Consider the following 21,542-nt stretch of genomic DNA (forward strand, 5'->3'; position numbering starts at 1 on the left):
CCGACCACCCAGGGAAGAGGCACCGATGACCGTGGCCGAGGAGACCGAGGTGACGCTCGCGGTCGGCCAGCAGAAGGAACTGCCCGTCGCGCCGGACCCGGCCGGACGGCACCCCGACCGGGAGATGCACGCCATCCTGGAGATCGGGGTGAGGAGCGGGGACCGCCGCCCGGCGCGCGCCGGTGCGCCCGTGCCCGGCACCGGGCCCGCGCTCGCCGAGGTGCTGATCGTCGACACCTCGCGCTCCATGCTGCACCCCGCCGCCAAACTGCACGCCGCCAAGGACGCCACCGTCGCCGCGGTCCGGATGCTGCCCGACGGCACCGCGTTCGCCGTGCTCTCCGGCCGGTTCGACGCCACCCTGGTCCACCCCGGGTCCGGCAGCGCGGTGCTCGCCGTCGCCGGCCCCGCCGAACGCGAGGCCGCCGAACGCGCCGTACGGATCCTGGACGCGGACGGCGGCACCGCCATCGGCACCTGGCTCGACCTCGCCCGGCGGCTGCTCAAGGACCAGCCCGCCCCCGTCAAGCACGTCCTGCTGCTCACCGACGGGCGCAACGAGCACGACCACCGGGCCGCCATGTCCCTGGACACCGCCCTCGACGCCTGCGAGGGCCGGCTCGTCTGCGACGCCTGGGGCATCGGCGACGACTGGGACGCCGAACTGCTGCTGCGCATCACCCGGCGGCTGCACGGCCGCGCCCGCGCCGTCCGCGCCGAGTCCGAACTGACCTCGGCGTACGAGGAGTTGATGGCCGGACTGCTCGGCACAGCGGTACCCGAACTGCGCATCCGGATCACCCCCACCCCCGGTACGGTGATCCGCGAGGTCAAACAGGTGGTGCCCAACGAACAGGAGCTGCCCCCCGTACCGGCAGGCTCCGGCCGGCGCGGCGTGGAGTACGTCACCCGCGCCTGGGGCGACGAGGTGCGGCACTTCCAGGTCGTCCTGACCGCCGACCCGACCGGCCGCGAGACCGGCGAGGACCTCCAGCTGGCGGCCGTGGAGGTCGTCGTACCCGACTTCGGCCGGCCGGTACGGCTGCCCGCGCCGCGGCCCGTCCTGGTGCGCTGGACCGACAACCCGCTCGACGCCTCCCGGCAGCATCCCGGGGTCCGCCGGCACGAGCTGTACCAGCAGGCGAGCGCCGCCGTCGCCGGTGCCTACCGGGCCTGGCTGCGCGGGACCGACGGCCGGGACACGGCGGACCGCGAACTCGCCCGGGCCCTCGCGCTGGCCGGCGAACTGGGCGACACCCAACTGCTCGGCGCGCTCCGGCTGATCGAGGCGGCACCGGGCACCGGCCGGGTCCGGACCGGCCTGAAGGACGTCGACTGGCAGCACCTGATCCTCTCCAGCGCCCTGACCACCCCACCGGAACCCCCGGCGGCCACACCGCGGGCGCCCACACCGCGGGCGGACCCGGGCGCGCCCCCCGAGCCCGCTGCCGTCGCCCCGCCCGACCCCGCCTTCCCCGTCCGCCCCGACGGGCTCGTGGAGTGCCCGGACTGCCGATGGCTCGGCCCGGCCGACTCCGTCTACTGCGGGGGCGACTGCGGCCGGCTGCTGAGGGGGGCGCCCGCATGAGCACCGGCAGAGGTACGACCGCCGGACCGGAGCACCGTTCAGGCGCCGGCACGCCCGCGGCACCCTCCTCTTCCGTTCCGCACCCGCGGGCGCACCCGGCCGACCGTCGCGTACGCGGCAAGGCACCCCGCCTGCCCGCCCGTCTGCTCGCCCGGCTCCCCGGCGCCGGTCCGCGCCCGGCGGACGGCGGCAGCACGACCGCCCGCGACCTCACCGTCCGCCATCGCCTGCTGCTGGCCCTGTCGGCCCTGCTCACGCTGTCCCTGTTCGTGTCGTACCAGGGCGTGCACGGCGACGCGAACCCGCTGCGCACCTCCAGCGCCCCGGCCGTGCTGTCCCTCGACACCGCCCTGTACGCGCTCGGCCAGGCCCAGCAGGACGCCGGCGCGCCGGCCCCGACCAGCGACTTCCAGAAGCAGATCTCGGTCGCCGCGCAGAGCCTGTCGGCCGCCGCCGCGGAGGACGACCTCGGCGGACCGGCGGGCCGCCAGGCCCTGCAGACGATCGCCGGGCTGATCACCGTCTACGCCGTCAAGGTCCAGCAGTCCCAGCTCCAGCCCGACGGCAGCGTGCTGCGCGAGGCGTATCTCAGCTACGCCACCAGCGTCCTGACCGAGAAGGGCTCCGGGATACAGGACCGGCTGAAGGCCCTGCAACGGCAGCAGCGTGCCGCCGTGCACCGGCAGACCTCGTTCGGCCCGCTGCTGTGGCTCGCCTGGAGCGTCACCCTGCTGCTGACCCTGGCCCTCGGCGCGGCCCTGCTGGAGACCCAGCTCTTCCTCCGGCGCCGGTTCCGCCGCCGCTACAACCGGCAACTCCTCGCCGCCCTTGCCCTGTTGACGGCCGGAGTCGTCACCGCCGTGCTGTTCACCGTGTGGACCCAAGCGGGCATGACGGACACCCGGCACCTGCTCGACCGCCCGCTGCCCGGGCGGCTCATCCCCGAAGCGGGGCGGCACACCGCCTCGTACCTGGCGCACACCGGTTTCCGCGCGGCGGCGGCGGTGTGGATCCTGATAGGAGGCGTCCTGCTGATGGCACTGGCCGAGACGGGCCTGCGGCGGCACATCGACGACTACCGGTTCAGGCCCCGGTGAGCGCGCACACCGGCGGTCCGGCGACGGCCGCCCCCGGCATCCGGCGCCGCCCCTCGCGCCGCCTGGTCCGCACGGTCACGGTGGTGGCGAGCTGCCTGGCCGTCCTGGCGGCGGCCGTGGTGGTGGGGGTACGCGCCCTCGGGCAGGAGCCGACCGTCACCCTGCTGGCCAACTGGACCCGCGACGACGAGAAGAACTTCCGGAAGGCGGTCATCGAGCCGTTCCAGCGGAAGTACCACATCCACGTCGACTACCAGGGCAGCAATGCCGAGAGCCATGTGCTCGGCGCCGACGTCGAGGCCGGGACCCCGCCCGACGTGGTGGTGCTCACCGGCCCCGGCGAACTCGCCGAATACGCCCGGCAGAAGCACCTCCTGCCGCTCGAAGGCCTCGTGGACCCGGAGGACTTCGGCAAGTCCTGGGCCGTGCCGCTGACGGACGGACACGTGTACTGGTTCCCGCTCAAGGCCGATCTGAAGAGCATCGTCTGGTATCCGGGCGACGTCGGTGAGCAGCAGCGCGGGCAGGCGGCGCGCGAGCCGGCCGAGTGGTGCGTCGGCATGGGCTCCGGCGCCACCAGCGGCTGGCCCGGCACCGACTGGATCGAGGACATCCTGCTCCAGCGGTACGGTCCGAAGGTCTACGAGCAGTGGGCGCACGGCGATCTGTCCTGGCGGTCGAAGCAGGTGAAGTCGGCCTGGACCACCTGGCGCGACCTCGTCGGCGCAGGCGGCGACCCGGACCTCGTCCGGCGGGCCCTGAAGACCCCGTTCGACGCGGCGTCCCGGCCGGTCACCGCGAACCCGCGGGGCTGCACCCTGGAGCACCAGGCGTCGTTCATCCGCGGCCAGCACGCCTGGCGGCAGGCCCACGGCCGCTGGGGACCCTCCGCCCCGCTGCTCCTCGGGACCGCCGCCAACCGCGCCTGGGAGGTCTCCGGCGACCTGGTCGCCCTGCTGCACGCCACCCCGGAGGCCGAGAAGCTCATCCGCTACCTGGCCTCCGCCGACGCCCAACGCGCCTGGAGCGCCGAGAAGTCCGGGTTCTCCGTGCACGCCGACGTCCAGCCCGGCCCCGGCGACCCGGACTCGGACTGGCGCCTCCCGCTGGCCCGCGCCCTGCGCGACGAGAGGGAGGTGCACTGCTTCGACGCCTCCGACGCGATGCCGCCCGCCGTACGCGACGCGTTCGCCGAGGCGACCATCGAATTCCTCGCCCACCGCGACCACTTGGACAGCCTGCTGCGTTCCCTGGACACCCTCAGCCGCACCCGGGGCCTGACCTGGCTGCCGTCGGTGTGCGACCGCGCGCCGGACTGACCGGCCAGGCTCAGCCCCGCGCCCAGGGCAGCGTGAGCGCCCGCCCCTGCGCCCGGCCCGCCTCGGCGGCCGGGCCGCGGGTGGCGGGGTCCAGCGGGTTGTCGCCGATCGCCGCGGCCGACGCCTCGTCGGGACCGACGACCACGACCTCGGCCCCCCGGTCCCGCAGCTCCGCCACGGCACGCTCCAGCGGCTGCTCGCTGGGGAACGGCTCGGTGACGCCCAGCGGCACCAGCACCAGCACCCGGTCGGCGCCGGCGGCGAGATCGACGTTGGCGACGGACCGCACCCCGCCGTCCACGTACCGGCGCCCACCGATCGTCACCGGCGGCCACACACCCGGCACCGCACAGCTCGCCGCGACGGCGTCCACCAGGGACACCCCCGAGGTCCGGTCGAACACCCGCGGCTCGCCGCTCTCCGCGTCCACCGCGACGACCTTCAGTGCCCGCCCGGGCCACTCGTGGACCGGCAGCCGCGACTCGATCACCGCGCGCCGCTCCGCCTCGGACACCGTCCGCGCCGCGAGCGCCATCCGCCCGACCACGCGCCGCAACTCCGGTACGGACGCGCCGGACTCGATGGCGGAGCCGATCTCCGCGGCGAACTTCTCCCGATCCATCTCGGCCGTGATCTCGACGGTACGCGCCGCGGGATCCACCTGCCGTGCGTACAACTCCTCCAGACCGAGCCCACTGCCCAACTGGGCCGCCACGGTGGACCCCGCGGAGGTCCCGACGAGCAGCCCGGCCCCCGTCACATCCCGCCCGCCATCGGCGAGCCCCGCCAGCACCCCGGTGATCCAGGCGATCCCGCCGACCCCACCGCCGCCCAGCACCAACGCCTCACGCACGCCTGCCCCTTCCGCCGGTCGATGTCCTCGAGTGACGTTAACGTGCGGCCATGACCAAGAGCAGCGGGAAGCGGACCAGTAGCCGGAGCGGTGTGGAAGGTGCCCCGGTCATGGCGGAACGTGCCCTCAACCGCGCCACCCTCGCCCGGCAGCTCCTGCTGAGCCGTTCCGCGCGGTCGGTCAGGGACGCGGTGAGTCATGTCGTCGGTCTCCAGGCGCAGAACACCAGGCCCCCGTACTACGCCCTCGCCGCCCGGCTGGAGGGGTTCGCGCCGGAGCGGTTGTCGGCGCTCATGGCCGGACGGGAGGTGGCCCGGATCGTCACCCTGCGGTCCACGATCCACACCCACACCGCCGACGACTGCCTCGCGCTGCGGCCCTTCGTCCAGCCGGCCCGCGACCGCGAGCTGGGGGCCTTCCGCGCGGGGCTGGCCGGTGTGGACCTGGACCGGCTCGCGGCCGTCGCCCGGGACCTCGTGGAGGCCGAGCCGCGGACCATGGCCCAGTTGCGCGAGGCGCTCGGCGCCGAGTGGCCGGACGCCGACCCGAGGGCGCTTGCCGTCGCCGCCCGCTGTCTGCTCCCGCTCGTCCAGGTCACCCCGCGCGGCCTGTGGGAGGAGAGCGGCCAGGTCGCCCTGACCACCGTCGAGCAGTGGCTGGGCCGGCCCGCCGAAGCCGCCCCCGCGCCGGATGCCGTGGTCCTGCGCTACCTCGCCGCGTTCGGCCCCGCCTCCGTGCGGGACATGCAGACCTGGTCCGGGCTGACCCGCCTCAAGCCCGCCTTCGAGCGCCTGCGCCCCCGGCTGCTGACCTTCCGCGACCCGAACGGCGTGGAACTCTTCGACCTCCCCGACGCCCCGCGCCCCGACCCGGCCACCCCGGCACCGCCCCGCTTCCTGCCTGAGTTCGACAACCTCCTGCTCTCCCACGCCGACCGCACCCGGGTCGTACCGCCCGCCCACCGCGGCCGTCACTGGCGGGGCAACCAGGCCTACCGCACCCTGCTCGTGGACGGTTTCCTGGCCGGCCTGTGGAAGCTCGACGGCGACGCCCTCGTCGTCGAGACCTTCGAGCAGTTGACCAGGGTTCAGCGGGAGGAGGTCACCGCGGAAGGGGAGCGGATGCTCGCGGTGATGCATCCGGGTGCCGCGTACGACATCCGGTTCGGGGACGTCGTACGGCCGTGAGCCGGGGGGCTATGCGGACGGGAACGTTCCGGCGGTACGTTCCGTTGCCCCTGGGTCCACCCTGTCACCGATCCTGGGAGCATCGTGCCCGAAACGACGCCCGCACCCGCCACCGCCCTCCCCGCACTCCCGGCGCCGAGCGCGCAGGCCGAGCGGCTGATCGAGTTGGGGGTGCACCGGATCGCCGGACTGGCCGCCGCCGAGCTGCGCGCCTTCGCCGCGAGCGCCGAGGTCTGCTCGGACGGCGAGGTCCCCTCGGACAGCGGGGTTCTGCTCGCCGTCCATCCGGACCGGGCCCCGGCCTCCGCGCTCGCGCCGCTGCTCCGCCGCGAGGACAAGGCCGGCTTCGTGGTCACCGACATGACCGACGTCGACCTCTTCGCCCCGCTGGACACGGTCACGCTGCCCGACGCCCCGCTCTACCTGCTCACCGGGGTCGACCGAGGCGACCGGATGGCCAACTGGAGCCCGGACGAGGCGTTGCCCGCCCTCACCGCCGAGGCCCGCACCCCGCTGCTGCTCACCGAGGGCATCCACTGGGTGCTCCAGCAGCCGGACGTCCTGGAGCGCAACCACTGCTTCATGACGATCGGCTCCCGGCTGCGCAAGGCGAACGGCGCCCTGGACGCCCGTACCCCGGCGCTCTGGATCAGCAACGGCACCGGGCGGGACGGCCGCGAGCGCCGTAACGCCCCCAAGGTCGGCTGGTGCTGGGCCGGCAACCGGCACACCTGGCTGGGCTTCGCCTCCGCGAGGGACCGCCGGACGGCGTAGCCGGACCACGGCCGGCCAGGGGAGCCGGCCATTGGATAGGGGGCGGTTGCGGGCCGCTCGTGGTGGCTCGCAACCGCCCCCTGGCGGTTACCCGAGGGATACTCGGGAAATCTTCCGGGTCACGAGTCGACCTGCGCGGTCACCAGGTCCGAGAAGGTGGTCAGCCGGGTGTAGACACCCGGGTAACCGGCCTCCGCGCACCCCTCGCCCCAAGAAGTGATCCCTGCCAGGACGCCCCCGATGAGCAGGGGACCGCCGCTGTCGCCCTGGCAGGTGTCTACGCCGCCGGAGGTGTATCCGGCGCACACCATGTCGGACTGGACGAAGTCCGAACCGTAGGAGGAACGGCAGCCGGAGTCGGACACGACCGGCACGGTCGCGGTCCGCAGCTGGTTGGAGGAGCTGCCGTTCTCCGAGGTGGTGCCCCAGCCGAGGATGCGGGCCTTGGTGCCGGCCGCGTACACGCTCGTCTGGGAGGAGGAGACGTACTTCGCCGGGGTGTACGGCATCGACGTCGAGAGGGTCAGTACGGCCACGTCGTCGCCGTTGGTGGCGTCCGTGTAGTCCGGGTTGACCCAGATCCTGCTGACCCGGCTCACCGTGCCGTTGGTGCCGTTCAGGTACGTCCGGCCGCCGACCACCCGGACACTGCCGGTGGTCTCGCCGACCATACAGTGCGCGGCCGTCACCACCTTCGTGGCGGACACGAGGGTGCCGCCGCAGAACTGGTTCCCGGACGCGTCCGTGATCTGCATCATGAACGGGTACGCGGTCGTCGTGGTGGTCGTACCGCCGACGATGGGCTGGGGTGCGGCGCTCGCCGTGGGGGAGGCGAGCAGCGCGGTCGCCGCTGCGGCGGCGGTGGCCACCAGGGTCGCGGCGGTCTTTCTGGCACGTGTGAGCCCGAACATGAGTCTCCTCAGTGGGGGTTGCACCGGTGGGGGGTCGCGCGGGTGTGGGGGGTGTGCACGGGGGTCGCGGGACCGACCCCCGTATGCCCGGGCGAGCGGCACGCCCTTTACGCTAGGACCCGGATCCCTCGGCTCCCAATGAGGGAACCCCCTAGGGGGTTGGGTGAGGGAAAACCCTCGGTCCGGTTCAGTTAACAAGAGCGCCGCTCAACGTGCCCGTTGAGCCGCCGCCAATCGGACGATGTCGACGCGCGACCGGATCCCCAGCTTGCGGTAGACCCGGGTCAGGGTCGCCTCCACCGTCTTCACGCTGATGAACAGCCGGGCCGCGATCTCCCGGTTGGTCGCGCCCTCCATGACGAGCGCGGCGACCTGACGCTCCATCGCGGCCAGCACGGCCAGGGCGGCCGGCGCGTCGGGCGCGGCCGGCGCCGGGGCCGGCTCGGGGTTGGTGCGGGATTCCTCCACCTGGCGCAGCCAGGGCAGTGCCCGGCAGCGCCGGAACATCCGGGCGGCCTCGTCGTAGCCGGCGGGTCCGGGGACACCGCCGCGCAGCCGGGCCAGCGCGAACGCGGCCCGCGCCTCCTCCAGGCCGTAGCCGAGCTTGCCGAGCCGGTCCTGAGCGGACGTCAGCTGGGCGAGCGCGGCCTCCAGACCGCCCTGGGCGGCCCGCACCAGCGCCTCGGACCGGTCCAGGACCGCGAGGACGCTCTCCCGGCCGAGCCGCAGCGCGTGTTCCCGGCTGACGTCGATGACGTCCTGTGCCTCGGCGGGTTCACCGATCCGGACGAGCGCCTCGGCGAGGTCGCCCTGCCAGCGGCCCCGGGCCGGGTCGGTGATGCCGAGCCCCAGCTCCAGGCTGCGCACCCGGCGCAGCGAGCGCACGGTGCCCGCCGGGTCCCCGGCCACCAGCTGGGCGTACCCGAGCGCGCCCAGCGCCCGGGACAGGTACATCTGGTCGCCGTCCTCCTCGGCGTGGTCCACCGCCTCCCGGGCGAGCGCCAGTGCCCGGTCGACATCGCCGCCGGAGGCCTCCGCGAGCGAGGTGAGCATCGCCGAGGCCGTCTCGCCTATCCCCGAGTCGCGGGCGAGCCGCAGGCTGTCGCGGGCCAGGTCGAGGGCGCGCCCGCAGTGTCCGGCGCGCAGTTCGGTCTCGGCGAGGCCGCGCAGGAAGTGCACCTCGCTCTCCACCGAGCCGCGCCGGCGGACCTCGCGCAGCAGCGCGGTGACGGTGGTCCGGGCCTCGGCCAGCTGGTCGCCCATGACCAGCCAGCGGAACCGGGCGCTGCCCGCGCCGTTGTGATGGCAGGCCACCCGGGGGTCCTGGGGTTCCCTCAGGGCCCGTTTGATGGTGCGGGGCGCCTCCGGATGGCCCATCAGGGTCTCGGTCTGTGCCTGGAAGGCGAGGGCGAGCAGCTCGGTGCGCCGGTCCTGGCCGCGCGCGGCCAGTTCGGCGGCGTGCGCCGCGGCCTCCCGGGCCTCGGTGAAGTCGCCCTCCACGATCAGCGCCCGCCAGGCCAGCTGGTAGTGCACGAGGGCGAGCAGCCGGGGGTCGTCGCCGGCGTCGGCGAGGGCCTGCGGGAAGACGGCGTCGACCTCGGCCATGGTGTGGCCGGCGGTGTCGATGACGACGATCCAGGCCCGCACCCGGTCGGCGGGCACGGTCGCCCGGGTCAGCACCTCCCGGGCGATGTCCCGGGCCAGGTCGACCTCGCCGGCGGTGATGGCGTCCTCGGCGGCCGTCAGCCGGCGCTCCTCCGGGCTCGGGGTGCCGTCGGCGGGGGTGTGCCGGGCGGCGAGCAGGCCCAGCTGGGCGGCGACCGAGGGCGCCCCGCGGTCGCGGGCGAGGGCGGCGGCCTCGGCGAGCCGGGCGGCGACGTCCGGGTCGGTGCCGGTGGTGGCGAGGGCCAGGTGGCGGGCCCGTTCTATCGGGTCGGAGGCGGCGGTGGACAGCGCCGCGTGCGCGGCCCGCCGTTCGTGCGCGGGTGCCTCCGCGTACAGCGCGGCGGAGATCAGCGGGTGCGCGAACCGTACGGCGGGTGCGTCGGGCTCGGTGGCCAGCAGCCCGAGTTCGGCGGCCTGGGCGCACTCGGCCTCGGCGTTCTCCCGGCCGGCCGCGTGCAGCAGCGCGAGGGTGGGGCGGGCGCCGGCGCTGGCCACCAGCAGGGTGCGGCGGGCCTCCACTGAGAGCATGTCGAGCCGGCTGAGGACGAGGGCGCGCAGCGAGGTCGGCACGGGCAGCGGCTCGCCGGGCCGGGGCGGGGTGGGGTTGTCGGCGAGGGCGCGGCCCAGCTCCAGGGCGAACAGCGGGTTGCCGCCGCTGGTGCGGTGGATCTCGCGGACCGTGGAGCGGGACAGGCCGCCGTGGCCGCGGTGGTCGAGCAGCTGGGCGACCTGGGCGCGGGAGAGCGGGCCCAGCCGGACGGCGAGGGTGCCCGGCGGGCAGGCGCGCAGATGACGGTCGTACTCCTGGCTCTCCTGCCCCTCCGTGCGGACCGCGCACAGCAGTTGCACCGGGGTGCCCTCCAGCCGGCGGGCGGCGAAGCCGAGGAGTTCGGCGCTGGCCGGGTCCAGCCACTGCAGGTCGTCGGCGACGACCAGGACCGGGCCGTGGGCGGCGAGGGCGCGCAGCGCGGAGAGCACGGCCAGGCGCAGAGCGAGGCCGTCGCGCTGGAGGCTGGACTCGCCGCGGCCGGTGAGCGCCGATTCCAGGGCGGTGCGCTGGGCGGCGGGCAGCCGCGGGGAGACCTCGTCGAGGACCAGGCCGAGGAGGTCGGCGAGGGCGAGGAAGGGGAGGTGGGATTCGGACTCGGTCGCCGAGCAGCGCAAGACCGTGCGCGCGGTGGCGCCGTATTCCTCGGCCAATGCCCGCAGGACCGTGGATTTCCCTATTCCGGCGGGGCCGTGGAGCAGCACACTGCCCCCCGAGGCGAGTTGCTCACGGGCGCCGGCGAACAGCTCCTCGCGGCCGATGACCAGGTCGGGGCGGCACCTGGCAGGCTCCTGGAAGTCCCGTCGCACGGTCACCGCTCCCCTCGTGTGTCGTGTCCGGGCCAAATTCTAGGCAACGATCCTTGAAATTCGGACGGAAGCCGTGGTGAGGGAAATAACAAACGGTCAAGCAGAGGGAAATTCAAAGCGGCGCCGGATGAATGGGCAGGTTTCCTTACCGCCTTCGCGCTACGGCAGCAGCCCCGCCCCGCGGGCCGCGGTCACCGCCTCCCCTCGCGTGTGCGCGCCCAGCTTCCGCATCGCCGAACGCAGATAGCCCTTCACCGTCTCCGGGCGCAGGCCCAGCCGTTCCGCCACCGCCGCGTTGGTGGCCCCCGCCGCCACCCAGGACAGCACGTCCAGCTCCCGTGGCGCCAGGGTCACGCCCCCGGCTCGTGGCGGCGCGGTCAGCAGACCGCACGCGGCCAGCAGTTCGGCCCGCAGCCCCGGGTCGGTGATCCGGGGTGCCAGCGCCCGCAGCGCCGCGTGCGCCTCGCGCACCTGTTCCCACGCTCCCCCCGGAGCGGCGCCGGCCCGCTCCGGCCGGGCCGCCGCCAGCAGCCCGCGTGCCTCGTCCCGCACCACCAGCGCCTGCTCCACGTCCCGCGCGGCCGCCACCGCCGCGCCCAGTGTGCGGTCGCCGAGCGGCTGGGCCGAGCGCAGCGCGCCGTACAGCACCCCGCGCACCCGGCGCCGGACCACCACCGGCACCGCGAGCACCGCGCGGATCCCCTCGGCGGCCACCGGTACGTCGTACTCGTGGCTGATCTGCCGGGAGCTGGAGTAGTCGGTCACCGCGCACGGCCGGGCCAGCGCCACCGCCTTGCCGCCGAGCCCGCTGCCGGAGGTCACCGCGAGCGAACGCAGCGCGGCCGTGGTCGTGCCGCTCAGCTCGCTGATGCGGATCTGCGGCCGGCCGGACTCCACCAGGCCGCCGAAGGCCACGGGAAGCCCCGTCGCCCGCCGCAGCCGGGCCAGCGCACCACCGATCTCCACCGCCCCCACCGCGTCTGCCGTCACGTCTTCGCCCCTTCGGCCGCTCACACCCCCGTTCGGGGGTAGTGAGACCTGCATCACGGATTAGACGATGCCAGAGAGCCGCCCGGCAATGGCCGGGAAGCACGGGAGTGAGCCGGAGGGCGCACCGGCGAGCGACCACACGGGCAAGGAGGACGGATGACGACGGCGACCGAGGCCTTCAGGAACGCACGGGACTTCCTGCTGGAGCACCGCGAGGACTATGCCACCGCCTACGAGGGCTTCCGCTGGCCCCGGCCCGGCCACTTCAACTGGGCGCTGGACTGGTTCGACGTGATCGCCGCCGGCAACGACCGCACCGCGCTGCACATCGTCGAGGAGGACGGCGGCGAGACCCGGCTGTCCTTCGCCGAACTGGCCGAACGGTCGAACCGGGTCGCCCGGTGGCTGCGCGAGCGCGGGGTCGCCGCCGAGGACCGCGTCCTCGTCATGCTCGGCAACCAGGCCGAGCTGTGGGAGACCGCGCTGGCCGCGATGAAGCTGCGCGCGGTGGTCATCCCGGCCACGCCGCTGCTCGGTCCGGCCGACCTGCGCGACCGCGTGGAGCGCGGCCGGGTGAAGCATGTGATCGCGCGCGCCGGGGACACGGCGAAGTTCGCCGACGTGCCCGGCGCCTACACCCGGATCTCGGTCGGCGGCCTGCCGGAGGAGGGCTGGGAGCCGTACGAGGACGCGTACACGGCGCCCGCCGAGTTCCTCCCCGACGGTCCGACCCTGGCCGACGACCCCCTGATGCTCTACTTCACCTCCGGTACGACCGCCCGCCCCAAGCTGGTCGAGCACACCCACACCTCGTACCCGGTCGGCCACCTGGCCACCATGTACTGGATCGGCCTCAGGCCCGGCGACGTCCACCTGAACATCTCCTCGCCCGGCTGGGCCAAGCACGCCTGGTCCAACCTGTTCGCGCCGTGGAACGCGGAGGCGACCGTCTTCGTCTTCAACTACACCCGCTTCGACGCGGCCCGGCTGATGGCCGAGATGGACCGGGCCGGCGTGACCACGTTCTGCGCGCCGCCGACCGTGTGGCGGATGCTCATCCAGGCCGACCTCGGGCAGCTGCGCACCCCGCCCCGCGAGATCGTCGCCGCCGGCGAGCCGCTCAACCCCGAGGTCATCGAGCAGGTCCGGCGGGCCTGGGGAGTGACCGTCCGGGACGGCTTCGGACAGACCGAGACCGCCGTGCAGGTCTCCAACAGCCCCGGCCAGCCGCTGAAGACCGGCTCCATGGGCCGGCCCAGCCCCGGATACCGGGTGGAACTCCTCGACCCGGTCTCCGGCGCGCCCGGCGCCACCGAGGGCGAGATCGCGCTCGACCTCGCCGAGCGTCCGGTCGGCCTGATGACCGGCTACCACGGCGACCCCGACCGGACCGCGGAGGCCATGGCGGGCGGCTACTACCGCACCGGGGACATCGCCACGAGGGACGAAGAGGGGTATCTCACCTATATCGGGCGCAGTGACGATGTGTTCAAGTCCTCGGACTACAAGGTGAGTCCGTTCGAGCTGGAGAGCGCGCTGCTGGAGCACGAGGCGGTGGCCGAGGCGGCCGTCGTGCCCGCCCCGGACGAGCTGCGGCTCTCCGTACCCAAGGCGTACGTCGTCCTCGCCGAGGGCTGGCAGCCCGGCCCCGACACCGCGAAGGTCATCTTCGAGCACTCCCGCGAGGTGCTCGCCCCGTACAAGCGCATCCGCCGGCTGGAGTTCGGCACGCTGCCCAAGACCGTCTCCGGCAAGATCCGCCGGATCGAGCTGCGCGAGGCCACGGCGGCCGGCTCCGAGGACGAGTACCGCGAGGAGGACTTCCGGTGACCGCACAGCTGTCGTACACGCACGGGACGAGCCCGACCGTCCTACTCGGCGACACCATCGGCGCCAACCTGGACCGGGCCGTGGCGACCTGGCCGGACCGGGAGGCCCTGGTCGACGTGGAGTCGGGGCGGCGCTGGACGTACGCGGAGTTCGGCGCGGCCGTCGAGGAGCTGGCGCGGGCGCTGGTCGTGAGCGGGGTCGCGAAGGGCGACCGGGTGGGCATCTGGGCGGTCAACTGCCCGGAGTGGGTCCTGGCGCAGTACGCCACCGCCCGCATCGGCGCGATCATGGTCAACATCAACCCGGCGTACCGCACGCACGAGGTCGAGTACGTCCTCAAACAGGCCGGTGTCCGCCTGCTGTTCGCCTCCCTGCGCCACAAGACGAGCGACTACCGGGCCATGGCCGAGCAGGTGCGGGGCAACTGCCCCGAACTGCGCGAGGTCGTGTACTTCGGCGACCCGAGCTGGGAGGCGCTGCTCGGGCGGGCGACCCCCGACGTGTCGTACCCGGAACTGTCCTGCGACGACCCCATCAACATCCAGTACACCTCGGGCACGACCGGCTTCCCCAAGGGGGCCACCCTCTCCCACCACAACATCCTCAACAACGGCTACTTCGTGGGGGAGTTGATCGCCTACAGCGAGCAGGACCGGGTCTGCATCCCGGTGCCCTTCTACCACTGCTTCGGCATGGTCATGGGCAATCTGGCGGCCACCTCGCACGGCGCCTGCATGGTCATCCCGGCCCCGTCCTTCGACCCGGCGGCCACCCTGGAGGCGGTGCAGCGGGAGCGGTGCACATCCCTGTACGGCGTCCCGACCATGTTCATCGCGGAGCTGAACCTCCCCGACTTCGCCACCTACGACCTGTCCAGCCTGCGCACCGGCATCATGGCGGGCTCGCCGTGCCCGGTGGAGGTGATGAAGCGGGTGGTCGCCGAGATGCACATGGAGCAGGTCTCCATCTGCTACGGCATGACGGAGACGTCACCGGTGTCCTTGCAGACGCGGATCGAGGACGACCTGGAGCACCGCACCGCCACCGTCGGGCGGGTCCTGCCCCACCTGGAGGTCAAGGTCGTCGACCCGGCCACCGGGGTCACCCGACCCCGCGGCAGCGCAGGCGAGTTGTGCACCCGCGGCTACAGCGTGATGCTCGGCTACTGGAACGAGCCGGACAAGACGGCCGAGGCGATCGACGCTGGCCGCTGGATGCACACCGGGGACCTGGCGGTGATGCGTGAGGACGGGTACGTCGAGATCGTCGGCCGGATCAAGGACATGATCATCCGGGGCGGCGAGAACATCTACCCGCGCGAGATCGAGGAGTTCCTCCACGCCCACCCGAAGATCCGGGACGTCCAGGTCGTCGGGGTGCCGCACGAGCGGTACGGCGAGGAGGTCCTGGCCTGCGTCATCCCGGGCGACCCGGCGGACCCGCTCACCCTGGAGGAACTACGGGAGTTCTGCGCGGGCCGGCTCGCCCACTACAAGATCCCCAGCCGGCTCCGCATCCTCGACTCCTTCCCGATGACGGTGTCCGGAAAGGTCCGCAAGGTGGAACTGCGGGAGAAGTACGGGGCGTGAAACGGCGGGGAACGAGCATCCGCTGAATGCCCCACGGCGACCCCGGACCGAGCGCGCAGTCGGCGGCGTACCCGGCCCGGGGCTCGTCAGACGGGCGCGGAGGTCAGGACCGCCCGTCCCACGCTCAGGGGCAGGCATGACCGGTCCCGTCCCAGGGCGAGATGCGTCGGTCCCGGGCCCGGCTCAGCGTGTCTGTCGCGGGTCGAGGTCGTGCCTGGCCGTCGTGCGTCCGGGTCAGGTGTGTCGGTGCTGGGTCGAGGTTGGGCGGGATCGGTTCCGTGCCTGGAGGGCGTCTCGGGTTCCGTGCGGCATGCGTGTCCGGGTGCCTGGGGTGTGTCGATTCCGGGCCGGGGTGTCCGTCCCCGGGCGAGGTCGTGCCTGGCCGTCCTGTGTCCGGGTCAGGTGTGGCCGTCCCGGGCTCTGGTTGCCGGTTTCGGGGCGCCCCTGGTGTGCAGGGTGACGGCGGGGTCGTTCACCGGCTGGGGCGCGCCCGCCAGGTCTAGTACGAACAGGGGGATGCCAAGCGCGTCCGCGGCGGCCCGGGCGGCGCTGGTGTAGCCGGCGAGGGAGAAGTACACGCACTGCGCCGACTCGGTCATCGCCGTCAGCCACAGGCACTCCACGTCCCTCGGCCCGGCGGGCCGCACGGTCGGGTCCACCTGAGCGAGCAGTCCGCGGGCGGCGAGCCCGATGCCGTTCGGGGGCCGCTGGTCGGCGCGGCGGATGTCGCCGTAGCCGAGCCAGCGCAGATAGAGCGCGGCGGTCGTGACGGCGTCGCGGGCGGTGCGGATGGCGCGGGGCTGGAAGGGCGGACGCTGCCGTTCGGGTTCACGGGGGCCGTCGGCGTCGGCCGGGCCCGGCTCCCGTGGCGTCGGGCCCTCGGCCACCGGAACGCGCAGGACCGTGCCGCACGGGCAGCCCAGTTCCGGGTGGGGCCAGTGGTTGCCGCGCCCGCAGGCGGCGCACGGCACGGTGAGCCACTCGTCGTCCCAGGCGCGGTGCGCCGCCACGGCCGGCTCGGCCGCCGGATCCAGCCACGGCGCGGTCGGCGCGCCGCACGCGCACGGATACACCGGCGCGGTGTAAAGGTGCGTGCGCCGGCAGACCGGGCAGCGCACCGGAACGCTCTCGGGCATGGCCCACCCCCAGGCGTCGCGTAGGCGTCGCGCCCATGGTGCTCCTCTCCGGCCCCTCCTGTCCGGCGCTTTCCGCTGTCCGGACCACTCTTGACGACCTTGCCCCTCGCACTTACATTGCTTCCAGATAGTAGAAGTCAGTTTCCGCTATGCGGAAGATGTTGGTGCTCACCGCGGGGCGCGACGGGAGTACGCATCCGACAGCCGAAGCAGGAGTACTCGATGGCTCGTATGACCGCTGCCCGCGCGGCAGTTGAGATCCTCAAGCGCGAGGGCGTCACCGACGCCTTCGGTGTGCCGGGCGCGGCGATCAACCCGTTCTACAAGGCACTCAAAGAGGGTGGCGGTATCAACCACACCCTCGCCCGCCACGTCGAGGGTGCCTCGCACATGGCCGAGGGCTACACCCGGACCAAGCCGGGCAACATCGGCGTCTGCATCGGCACCTCGGGTCCGGCCGGCACCGACATGATCACCGGCCTGTACTCCGCCATCGGCGACTCCATCCCGATCCTCTGCATCACCGGTCAGGCGCCCACGAACGTCATCCACAAGGAGGACTTCCAGGCCGTCGACATCGCCTCGATCGCCAAGCCGGTCACGAAAATGGCGGTCACCGTCCTGGAGGCCGCGCAGGTCCCCGGCGTCTTCCAGCAGGCCTTCCACCTGATGCGCTCCGGCCGTCCCGGCCCGGTCCTGATCGACCTGCCGATCGACGTGCAGCTCACCGAGATCGAGTTCGACCCGGAGACCTACGAGCCGCTCCCCGTCTACAAGCCGGCCGCGACCCGCGCGCAGATCGAGAAGGCGATCTCCTTCCTGCTCGCCGCCGAGCGCCCGGTCATCGTCGCCGGCGGTGGCATCCTCGGCGCCGACGCCGCCGACCTGCTGGTGGAGTTCGCCGAGCTGACCCAGACCCCGGTCATCCCGACCCTGATGGGCTGGGGCGCGCTGCCCGACGACCACGAGCTGAACGCCGGCATGGTCGGCGTCCAGACCTCTCACCGGTACGGCAACGCCAACTTCCTGGAGTCGGACGTCGTCCTCGGCATCGGCAACCGCTGGGCCAACCGCCACACCGGCTACAAGCTCGACGTGTACCGCGGCGACCGCAAGTTCGTCCACGTCGACATCGAGCCCACCCAGATCGGCAAGATCTTCCCGCCGGACTACGGGGTCGTCTCCGACGCCAAGGCCGCGCTGGAGCTGTTCATCGAGGTCGCGAAGGAGCTGAAGGCCGCGGGCAAGCTCCCCGACCGCTCCGACTGGGTCGCCTCCACCCAGGAGCGCAAGGCGACCCTTCTGCGCCGTACGCACTTCGACAACGTGCCCATGAAGCCGCAGCGCGTGTACGAGGAGATGAACAAGGCCTTCGGCCCGGACACCCGCTACGTCACCACGATCGGCCTCTCCCAGATCGCCGGCGCGCAGATGCTGCACGTCTACAAGCCGCGCCACTGGATCAACTGCGGCCAGGCCGGCCCGCTCGGCTGGACCATCCCGGCCGCGATCGGTGTCGCCAAGGCCGACCCGGACTCGCCGGTCGTCGCGCTCTCCGGTGACTACGACTTCCAGTTCCTGATCGAGGAGCTGGCGGTCGCCGCCCAGCACAAGATCCCCTACGTCCACGTCCTGGTGAACAACGCCTACCTGGGCCTGATCCGTCAGGCGCAGATCGGCCTGGACATCAACTTCCAGGTCAACCTGGAGTTCGAGAACATCAACACGCCCGAGCTCGGCGTCTACGGCGTGGACCACGTCAAGGTCGCCGAGGGCCTGGGCTGCAAGGCGATCCGGGTCACCGAGCCGGACCAGCTGGGTGCGGCCTTCGAGCAGGCGAAGAAGCTGGCCGCCGAGCACCAGGTGCCGGTCGTCGTGGAGGCGATCCTGGAGCGGATCACCAACATCTCGATGAGCCGCACCATGGACATCAGCGACATCAGCGAGTTCGAGGACCTGGCCACCGAGCCCGGCCACGCGCCGACGTCGATCAAGCCGCTGAAGGTCTGACACGTCCGGCACACACGAGGGGCGGCCCGCCCAGGGGAGGCGGGCCGCCCCTTCGCCATGCCCACCGGCCGACGCCCATCCGACCGCCCAGCCACAGCCACAGCCCCCGCCCCCGCCCCCGTCCGTGCCGCCGCTCCGGCCGCCCAGATCGCGGCTGATGCCCCGGCGTCGAGCGGGACGTGGTCCTCGTGCGTGAGCGCGCCGTGGCCTGTCAGCCCGTTCGCGCGGCGCCCGGGCGTTCAGTCGAAGCCGCCGCCCCCGCAGCCCCCGCCACCGTGGCCGTGGCCGTGGCCGTGGCCGTGACCGCCGGGCGTGCTGTCGCCCCGGTCGTCGCCGGCCCAGCCGCCCAGGTCGCCGTACAGATCCTCGTCACCGGCGATGTGGCGCAGGCTGGTGCCCCGGCCGAACGGGAAGCGGCCCTCGTCCGCGAGCGCGCCGCGGCCCGTCAGCCCGGCCTCGCGGGCGAACCGCGGTACCAGCACGGTCAGGGCCTGCTCGCCGTACAGCGCCACGGCGAGCAGCGTCTCCGCCTCCGGCAGCCCGTCGGGGCCTTCCGGGACCGGACGGCGCTCGCGCAGCTCCGCCAGCAGACGGCGGGCGGCGCGGGTGCGGCCCGGGGGCAGCACCCGCAGCAGTCCGTCCGCCGCGAGTCCGGCCCGCATCCGGGCCAGGGCCCGCCGCACCACCGCGCGGCCGGGCAGCTCCCGCGCTCCGGCGGGCCGGTAGAGGCCGGTACGGACGGCCTTCTCCAGCGGATGCCGGAAGGGCTCGGCTCCGCCTGCCCCGGTCCTGCGCAGCGTGCCCGGCCGGCCCGCCTCGACCGCGCCGCGCAGGTGCAGTGCGAGGACGGCGACCGTGATGGCGGCACGGTCGCCCCCGCGCAGCAGCGCGACCGCGTACGGGTCCGGCGGAACCGGTGGAGTCGGCGGAGTCGGCGGAACCGACGTCGTACGGGCCATGAGACACCCCCCGAGCGGGGCCCGCCGCCCCCGTGCCGACGGGCCCCTGTGCCGTAATGTGCCCTGGCGCAGGGGTGGTTGAAGCCTCCGCCGCGGTCTTCAGAGGTTGATTTGAGGGTTGCGCACCCGGCCTACGACCGCTGCCGTACGCGCCGCCGTCACAGCTCGTGCTCCGACAGCCCCGGCCAGTCGTCCGGGCCGCCGCCCTGCCATTCGATGAGGTCGCTCTCCTCCACCTCGATCCGGTCCAGGTCGGCCAGCCGCAGGATCTCCACGACGTCGTCCAGATGCGAGGCGATCCCCAGCGTCACGTCCCCCTCGGTGACCCGCCGGGAGCCGTCCAGGGCCGGGGCATGCACCACGATGTGCGGAAAGTGAGTCGGATTCGCCATGCCTTCAGCCTGCTGCGGAAGGGGTGCGGGCGCACGCCGAACCGGACGTGACCCGAGCCGGGAACGCGCGAAAGCGCCCCCTGCTCCAGGGGGCGCTTCGGCACCGGGTGGTTGCCGTCCGACGGCGCGAGGCTGGGCGCGACAGGTCGTTCGCGCCGCCGGACGGGGTGGGCGGGCCCCAGGGAAGGGGCTGGGTGGGACCGCGGTGGCTGCGACGGAGCCGGGTGCCCTTCCCTCTGGTCGAGAAGGGGACTCGGTCCTTCACCACCGCACTGGCTCGCACACCGCCGCGGTCCTCGCCCTGCCCGCGCCCTCCGTCCGGCGGCCACCCCTCATCCGGGCCGCCGGGCGTGCTGCGCGGGCCGCGTGCGGGATCATGACCTCCCGTCAGTCCCGTACGCTGCTTGTGTTCCTGGTGCTCAGTCCTCGCGCAGGGCGCGGACCGCCTCCTCCACGCGCTTGCCGTACTCGGGGTCGGCGGCGTGGAAGTGGGCCAGGTTCTTCTCGATCACGTCGTCGCGGGAGACCTGCGAGAGGCCGCCGGCGATGTTCGCGACCAGGCGGGACTTCTCCTCCTGGGACATCAGCCGGTACAGCTCGCCGGCCTGGAAGAAGTCGTCGTCCTTGGTGTGGAGCGGGGCCTCGTGGGTGCCGGTGTGGCCATGGACCGCCAGGGGGGCGGACAGCGGGCGGCCGGTCTCGACGGGGCCGTCGTAGGAGTTCGGCTCGTAGTTCCTGGCGGCCCGGCCCTGCGGGTTGAGGGCCATGAAGCCGTCCCGGCCGTAGTTGTTCGCCTCGGTCGCCTTCGGGGCGTTCACCGGGAGCAGGGTGTGGTTGACGCCCAGGCGGTAGCGCTGCGCGTCCGCGTAGGCGAACAGGCGGCCCTGGAGCATCTTGTCCGGGGACGGGCCGATGCCGGGCACGAAGTTGTTCGGGGAGAACGCGGCCTGCTCGACCTCGGCGAACACGTTGTCCGGGTTGCGGTCGAGGACCAGGCGGCCCACGCGCTGGAGCGGGTAGTCCTTGTGCGGCCAGACCTTGGTCAGGTCGAACGGGTTGAAGCGGTAATCGGCCGCCTCGGCCGCCGGCATGATCTGGACGTAGAGGGTCCAGGACGGGTGCACACCGCGCTCGATCGCCTGGAGCAGGTCGGTCTGGTGCGAGTTGGCGTCCTTGCCCGCCAGCTCCTGCGCCTGCTCGGTGGACAGGCAGCGGATGCCCTGGTTCGTCTTGAAGTGGTACTTGACGAAGAAGGCCTCGCCCTGGGCGTTCGTCCACTGGTAGGTGTGCGAGCCGTAGCCGTTCATGTGCCGGTACGACGCCGGGATGCCGCGGTCGCCCATCAGCCAGGTGATCTGGTGCGTGGCCTCGGGGGCGTGCGCCCAGAAGTCCCAGACGTTGTCGGGCTCCTGCTTGCCGGTGAACGGGTCCCGCTTCTGCGAGTGGATGAAGTCGGGGAACTTGATCGGGTCCTTGATGAAGAACACCGGGGTGTTGTTGCCGACGAGGTCGTAGTTGCCCTCCTCGGTGTAGAACTTCACCGCGAAGCCGCGCGGGTCACGGACCGCGTCGGCGCCGCCGAGGGAGTCGGCGACCGTGGAGAAGCGCAGGAAGACCTCGGTGCGCTTGCCGATCTCGCCGAGGAAGGCGGCGTGGGTGTAGCCGGTGACGTCGTCCGTCACCTCGAAGTGGCCGTACGCGCCGGAGCCACGGGCGTGCACCACGCGCTCCGGGATCCGCTCGCGGTTGAAGCGCGCGAGCTTCTCCAGGAGGTGCTGGTCCTGGATCAGGAGCGGGCCGCCGACGCCGGCGGAGGCGGAATTCTGGTTGTCGGCGACCGGGGCGCCGGACTCTGTCGTGAGCACGCGCTGCGACATCGTGGACCT

16 protein-coding genes are annotated in these 21,542 nt (G+C 73.3%); 8 read left to right on the forward strand and 8 right to left on the reverse strand.

The window, feature by feature from the left end:
* Positions 1-25: 25 nt before the first annotated feature.
* The 3 genes from ACZ4U1_RS12960 to ACZ4U1_RS12970 are packed head-to-tail and all read left to right on the forward strand — an operon-like array spanning position 26 to position 4,004.
* Positions 26-1,588: a VWA domain-containing protein gene (locus tag ACZ4U1_RS12960; protein WP_467902742.1), complete on the forward strand. Its 1,563-nt coding sequence runs from the start codon at positions 26-28 to the stop codon at positions 1,586-1,588.
* Entirely contained in the window at positions 1,585-2,685 is a 1,101-nt protein-coding gene (locus ACZ4U1_RS12965; RefSeq protein ID WP_467902744.1) for a hypothetical protein, read from the forward strand. The genes ACZ4U1_RS12960 and ACZ4U1_RS12965 overlap by 4 nt, the downstream gene beginning before the upstream one ends.
* Positions 2,682-4,004, forward strand: a complete 1,323-nt coding sequence (locus ACZ4U1_RS12970) for an extracellular solute-binding protein (protein ID WP_467902746.1) — start codon at positions 2,682-2,684, stop codon at positions 4,002-4,004. Before ACZ4U1_RS12965 ends, ACZ4U1_RS12970 begins: the two co-directional genes overlap by 4 nt.
* A 10-nt stretch (positions 4,005-4,014) precedes the next feature.
* On the opposite strand, the gene ACZ4U1_RS12975 is transcribed toward ACZ4U1_RS12970, so the two are convergent.
* Positions 4,015-4,857, reverse strand: coding sequence for a patatin-like phospholipase family protein (locus ACZ4U1_RS12975; protein ID WP_467902748.1), 843 nt, complete (start codon positions 4,855-4,857; stop codon positions 4,015-4,017).
* A 50-nt stretch (positions 4,858-4,907) separates the two neighbouring features.
* On the opposite strand from ACZ4U1_RS12975, the gene ACZ4U1_RS12980 reads away from it, so the two are divergent.
* Complete coding sequence (locus ACZ4U1_RS12980; RefSeq protein ID WP_467902750.1) at positions 4,908-6,044, forward strand: winged helix DNA-binding domain-containing protein; 1,137 nt, start codon at positions 4,908-4,910, stop codon at positions 6,042-6,044.
* Positions 6,045-6,128: 84 nt separating this feature from the next.
* Complete coding sequence (locus ACZ4U1_RS12985) at positions 6,129-6,818, forward strand: DUF5701 family protein (protein WP_467902751.1); 690 nt, start codon at positions 6,129-6,131, stop codon at positions 6,816-6,818.
* 119 nt (positions 6,819-6,937) lie between these two features.
* On the opposite strand, the gene ACZ4U1_RS12990 is transcribed toward ACZ4U1_RS12985, so the two are convergent.
* The 3 genes from ACZ4U1_RS12990 to ACZ4U1_RS13000 all read right to left on the reverse strand — a co-directional run bounded on the left by ACZ4U1_RS12990 (position 6,938) and on the right by ACZ4U1_RS13000 (position 11,740).
* Positions 6,938-7,729 carry a S1 family peptidase gene (locus ACZ4U1_RS12990; RefSeq protein ID WP_467902752.1) on the reverse strand — a complete coding sequence of 264 codons (792 nt, stop codon included), beginning with the start codon at positions 7,727-7,729 and terminating at the stop codon, positions 6,938-6,940.
* Between the two features lie 207 nt (positions 7,730-7,936).
* On the reverse strand, positions 7,937-10,756 hold the full coding sequence (locus ACZ4U1_RS12995) for an ATP-binding protein (RefSeq protein ID WP_467902753.1): 2,820 nt from the start codon (positions 10,754-10,756) through the stop codon (positions 7,937-7,939).
* 153 nt (positions 10,757-10,909) lie between these two features.
* Positions 10,910-11,740, reverse strand: coding sequence for a helix-turn-helix transcriptional regulator (locus ACZ4U1_RS13000; protein WP_467902756.1), 831 nt, complete (start codon positions 11,738-11,740; stop codon positions 10,910-10,912).
* A gap of 156 nt (positions 11,741-11,896) precedes the next feature.
* Here ACZ4U1_RS13000 and ACZ4U1_RS13005 point away from each other — a divergent pair, with 156 nt between their 5' ends.
* Positions 11,897-13,570, forward strand: coding sequence for an AMP-binding protein (locus ACZ4U1_RS13005; protein WP_467902758.1), 1,674 nt, complete (start codon positions 11,897-11,899; stop codon positions 13,568-13,570).
* The gene (locus ACZ4U1_RS13010) at positions 13,567-15,159 is read left to right on the forward strand and encodes an AMP-binding protein (RefSeq protein WP_467902760.1); all 1,593 of its coding nucleotides are present in this window, start codon (positions 13,567-13,569) and stop codon (positions 15,157-15,159) included. The genes ACZ4U1_RS13005 and ACZ4U1_RS13010 overlap by 4 nt, the downstream gene beginning before the upstream one ends.
* A gap of 398 nt (positions 15,160-15,557) precedes the next feature.
* Here ACZ4U1_RS13010 and ACZ4U1_RS13015 read toward each other — a convergent pair whose 3' ends face one another.
* Positions 15,558-16,295, reverse strand: a complete 738-nt coding sequence (locus ACZ4U1_RS13015; protein ID WP_467902762.1) for a hypothetical protein — start codon at positions 16,293-16,295, stop codon at positions 15,558-15,560.
* 222 nt (positions 16,296-16,517) lie between these two features.
* On the opposite strand from ACZ4U1_RS13015, the gene gcl reads away from it, so the two are divergent.
* A complete protein-coding gene (gene gcl / locus ACZ4U1_RS13020; protein WP_467902764.1) occupies positions 16,518-18,305 on the forward strand; it encodes a glyoxylate carboligase in 1,788 nt (595 codons plus the stop codon).
* Positions 18,306-18,544: 239 nt separating this feature from the next.
* Here the strand turns inward: gcl and ACZ4U1_RS13025 are convergent, their stop codons facing one another.
* The 3 genes from ACZ4U1_RS13025 to ACZ4U1_RS13035 all read right to left on the reverse strand — a co-directional run bounded on the left by ACZ4U1_RS13025 (position 18,545) and on the right by ACZ4U1_RS13035 (position 21,533).
* Positions 18,545-19,264, reverse strand: coding sequence for a TIGR04222 domain-containing membrane protein (locus tag ACZ4U1_RS13025; RefSeq protein ID WP_467902766.1), 720 nt, complete (start codon positions 19,262-19,264; stop codon positions 18,545-18,547).
* A gap of 158 nt (positions 19,265-19,422) precedes the next feature.
* Positions 19,423-19,656: a hypothetical protein gene (locus ACZ4U1_RS13030; RefSeq protein ID WP_356154532.1), complete on the reverse strand. Its 234-nt coding sequence runs from the start codon at positions 19,654-19,656 to the stop codon at positions 19,423-19,425.
* A gap of 419 nt (positions 19,657-20,075) precedes the next feature.
* Positions 20,076-21,533, reverse strand: a complete 1,458-nt coding sequence (locus ACZ4U1_RS13035; RefSeq protein WP_467902768.1) for a catalase — start codon at positions 21,531-21,533, stop codon at positions 20,076-20,078.
* Between the last annotated feature and the right edge of the window lie 9 nt (positions 21,534-21,542).

This window comes from Streptomyces sp. NPDC028928 (genome assembly GCF_055564915.1).

What these genes read in the sequence shown, in the direction of transcription:
- ACZ4U1_RS12960 (WP_467902742.1), top strand. Translation starts at nt 26, where the DNA reads ATGACCGTGGCCGAGGAGACCGAGGTGACGCTCGCGGTCGGCCAGCAG.
- ACZ4U1_RS12965 (WP_467902744.1), top strand. Translation starts at nt 1,585, where the DNA reads ATGAGCACCGGCAGAGGTACGACCGCCGGACCGGAGCACCGTTCAGGC.
- ACZ4U1_RS12980 (WP_467902750.1), top strand. Translation starts at nt 4,908, where the DNA reads ATGACCAAGAGCAGCGGGAAGCGGACCAGTAGCCGGAGCGGTGTGGAA.
- ACZ4U1_RS12990 (WP_467902752.1), bottom strand. Translation starts at nt 7,729, where the DNA reads ATGTTCGGGCTCACACGTGCCAGAAAGACCGCCGCGACCCTGGTGGCC.
- ACZ4U1_RS13005 (WP_467902758.1), top strand. Translation starts at nt 11,897, where the DNA reads ATGACGACGGCGACCGAGGCCTTCAGGAACGCACGGGACTTCCTGCTG.
- ACZ4U1_RS13015 (WP_467902762.1), bottom strand. Translation starts at nt 16,295, where the DNA reads ATGCCCGAGAGCGTTCCGGTGCGCTGCCCGGTCTGCCGGCGCACGCAC.
- gcl (WP_467902764.1), top strand. Translation starts at nt 16,518, where the DNA reads ATGGCTCGTATGACCGCTGCCCGCGCGGCAGTTGAGATCCTCAAGCGC.
- ACZ4U1_RS13025 (WP_467902766.1), bottom strand. Translation starts at nt 19,264, where the DNA reads ATGGCCCGTACGACGTCGGTTCCGCCGACTCCGCCGACTCCACCGGTT.
- ACZ4U1_RS13030 (WP_356154532.1), bottom strand. Translation starts at nt 19,656, where the DNA reads ATGGCGAATCCGACTCACTTTCCGCACATCGTGGTGCATGCCCCGGCC.
- ACZ4U1_RS13035 (WP_467902768.1), bottom strand. Translation starts at nt 21,533, where the DNA reads ATGTCGCAGCGCGTGCTCACGACAGAGTCCGGCGCCCCGGTCGCCGAC.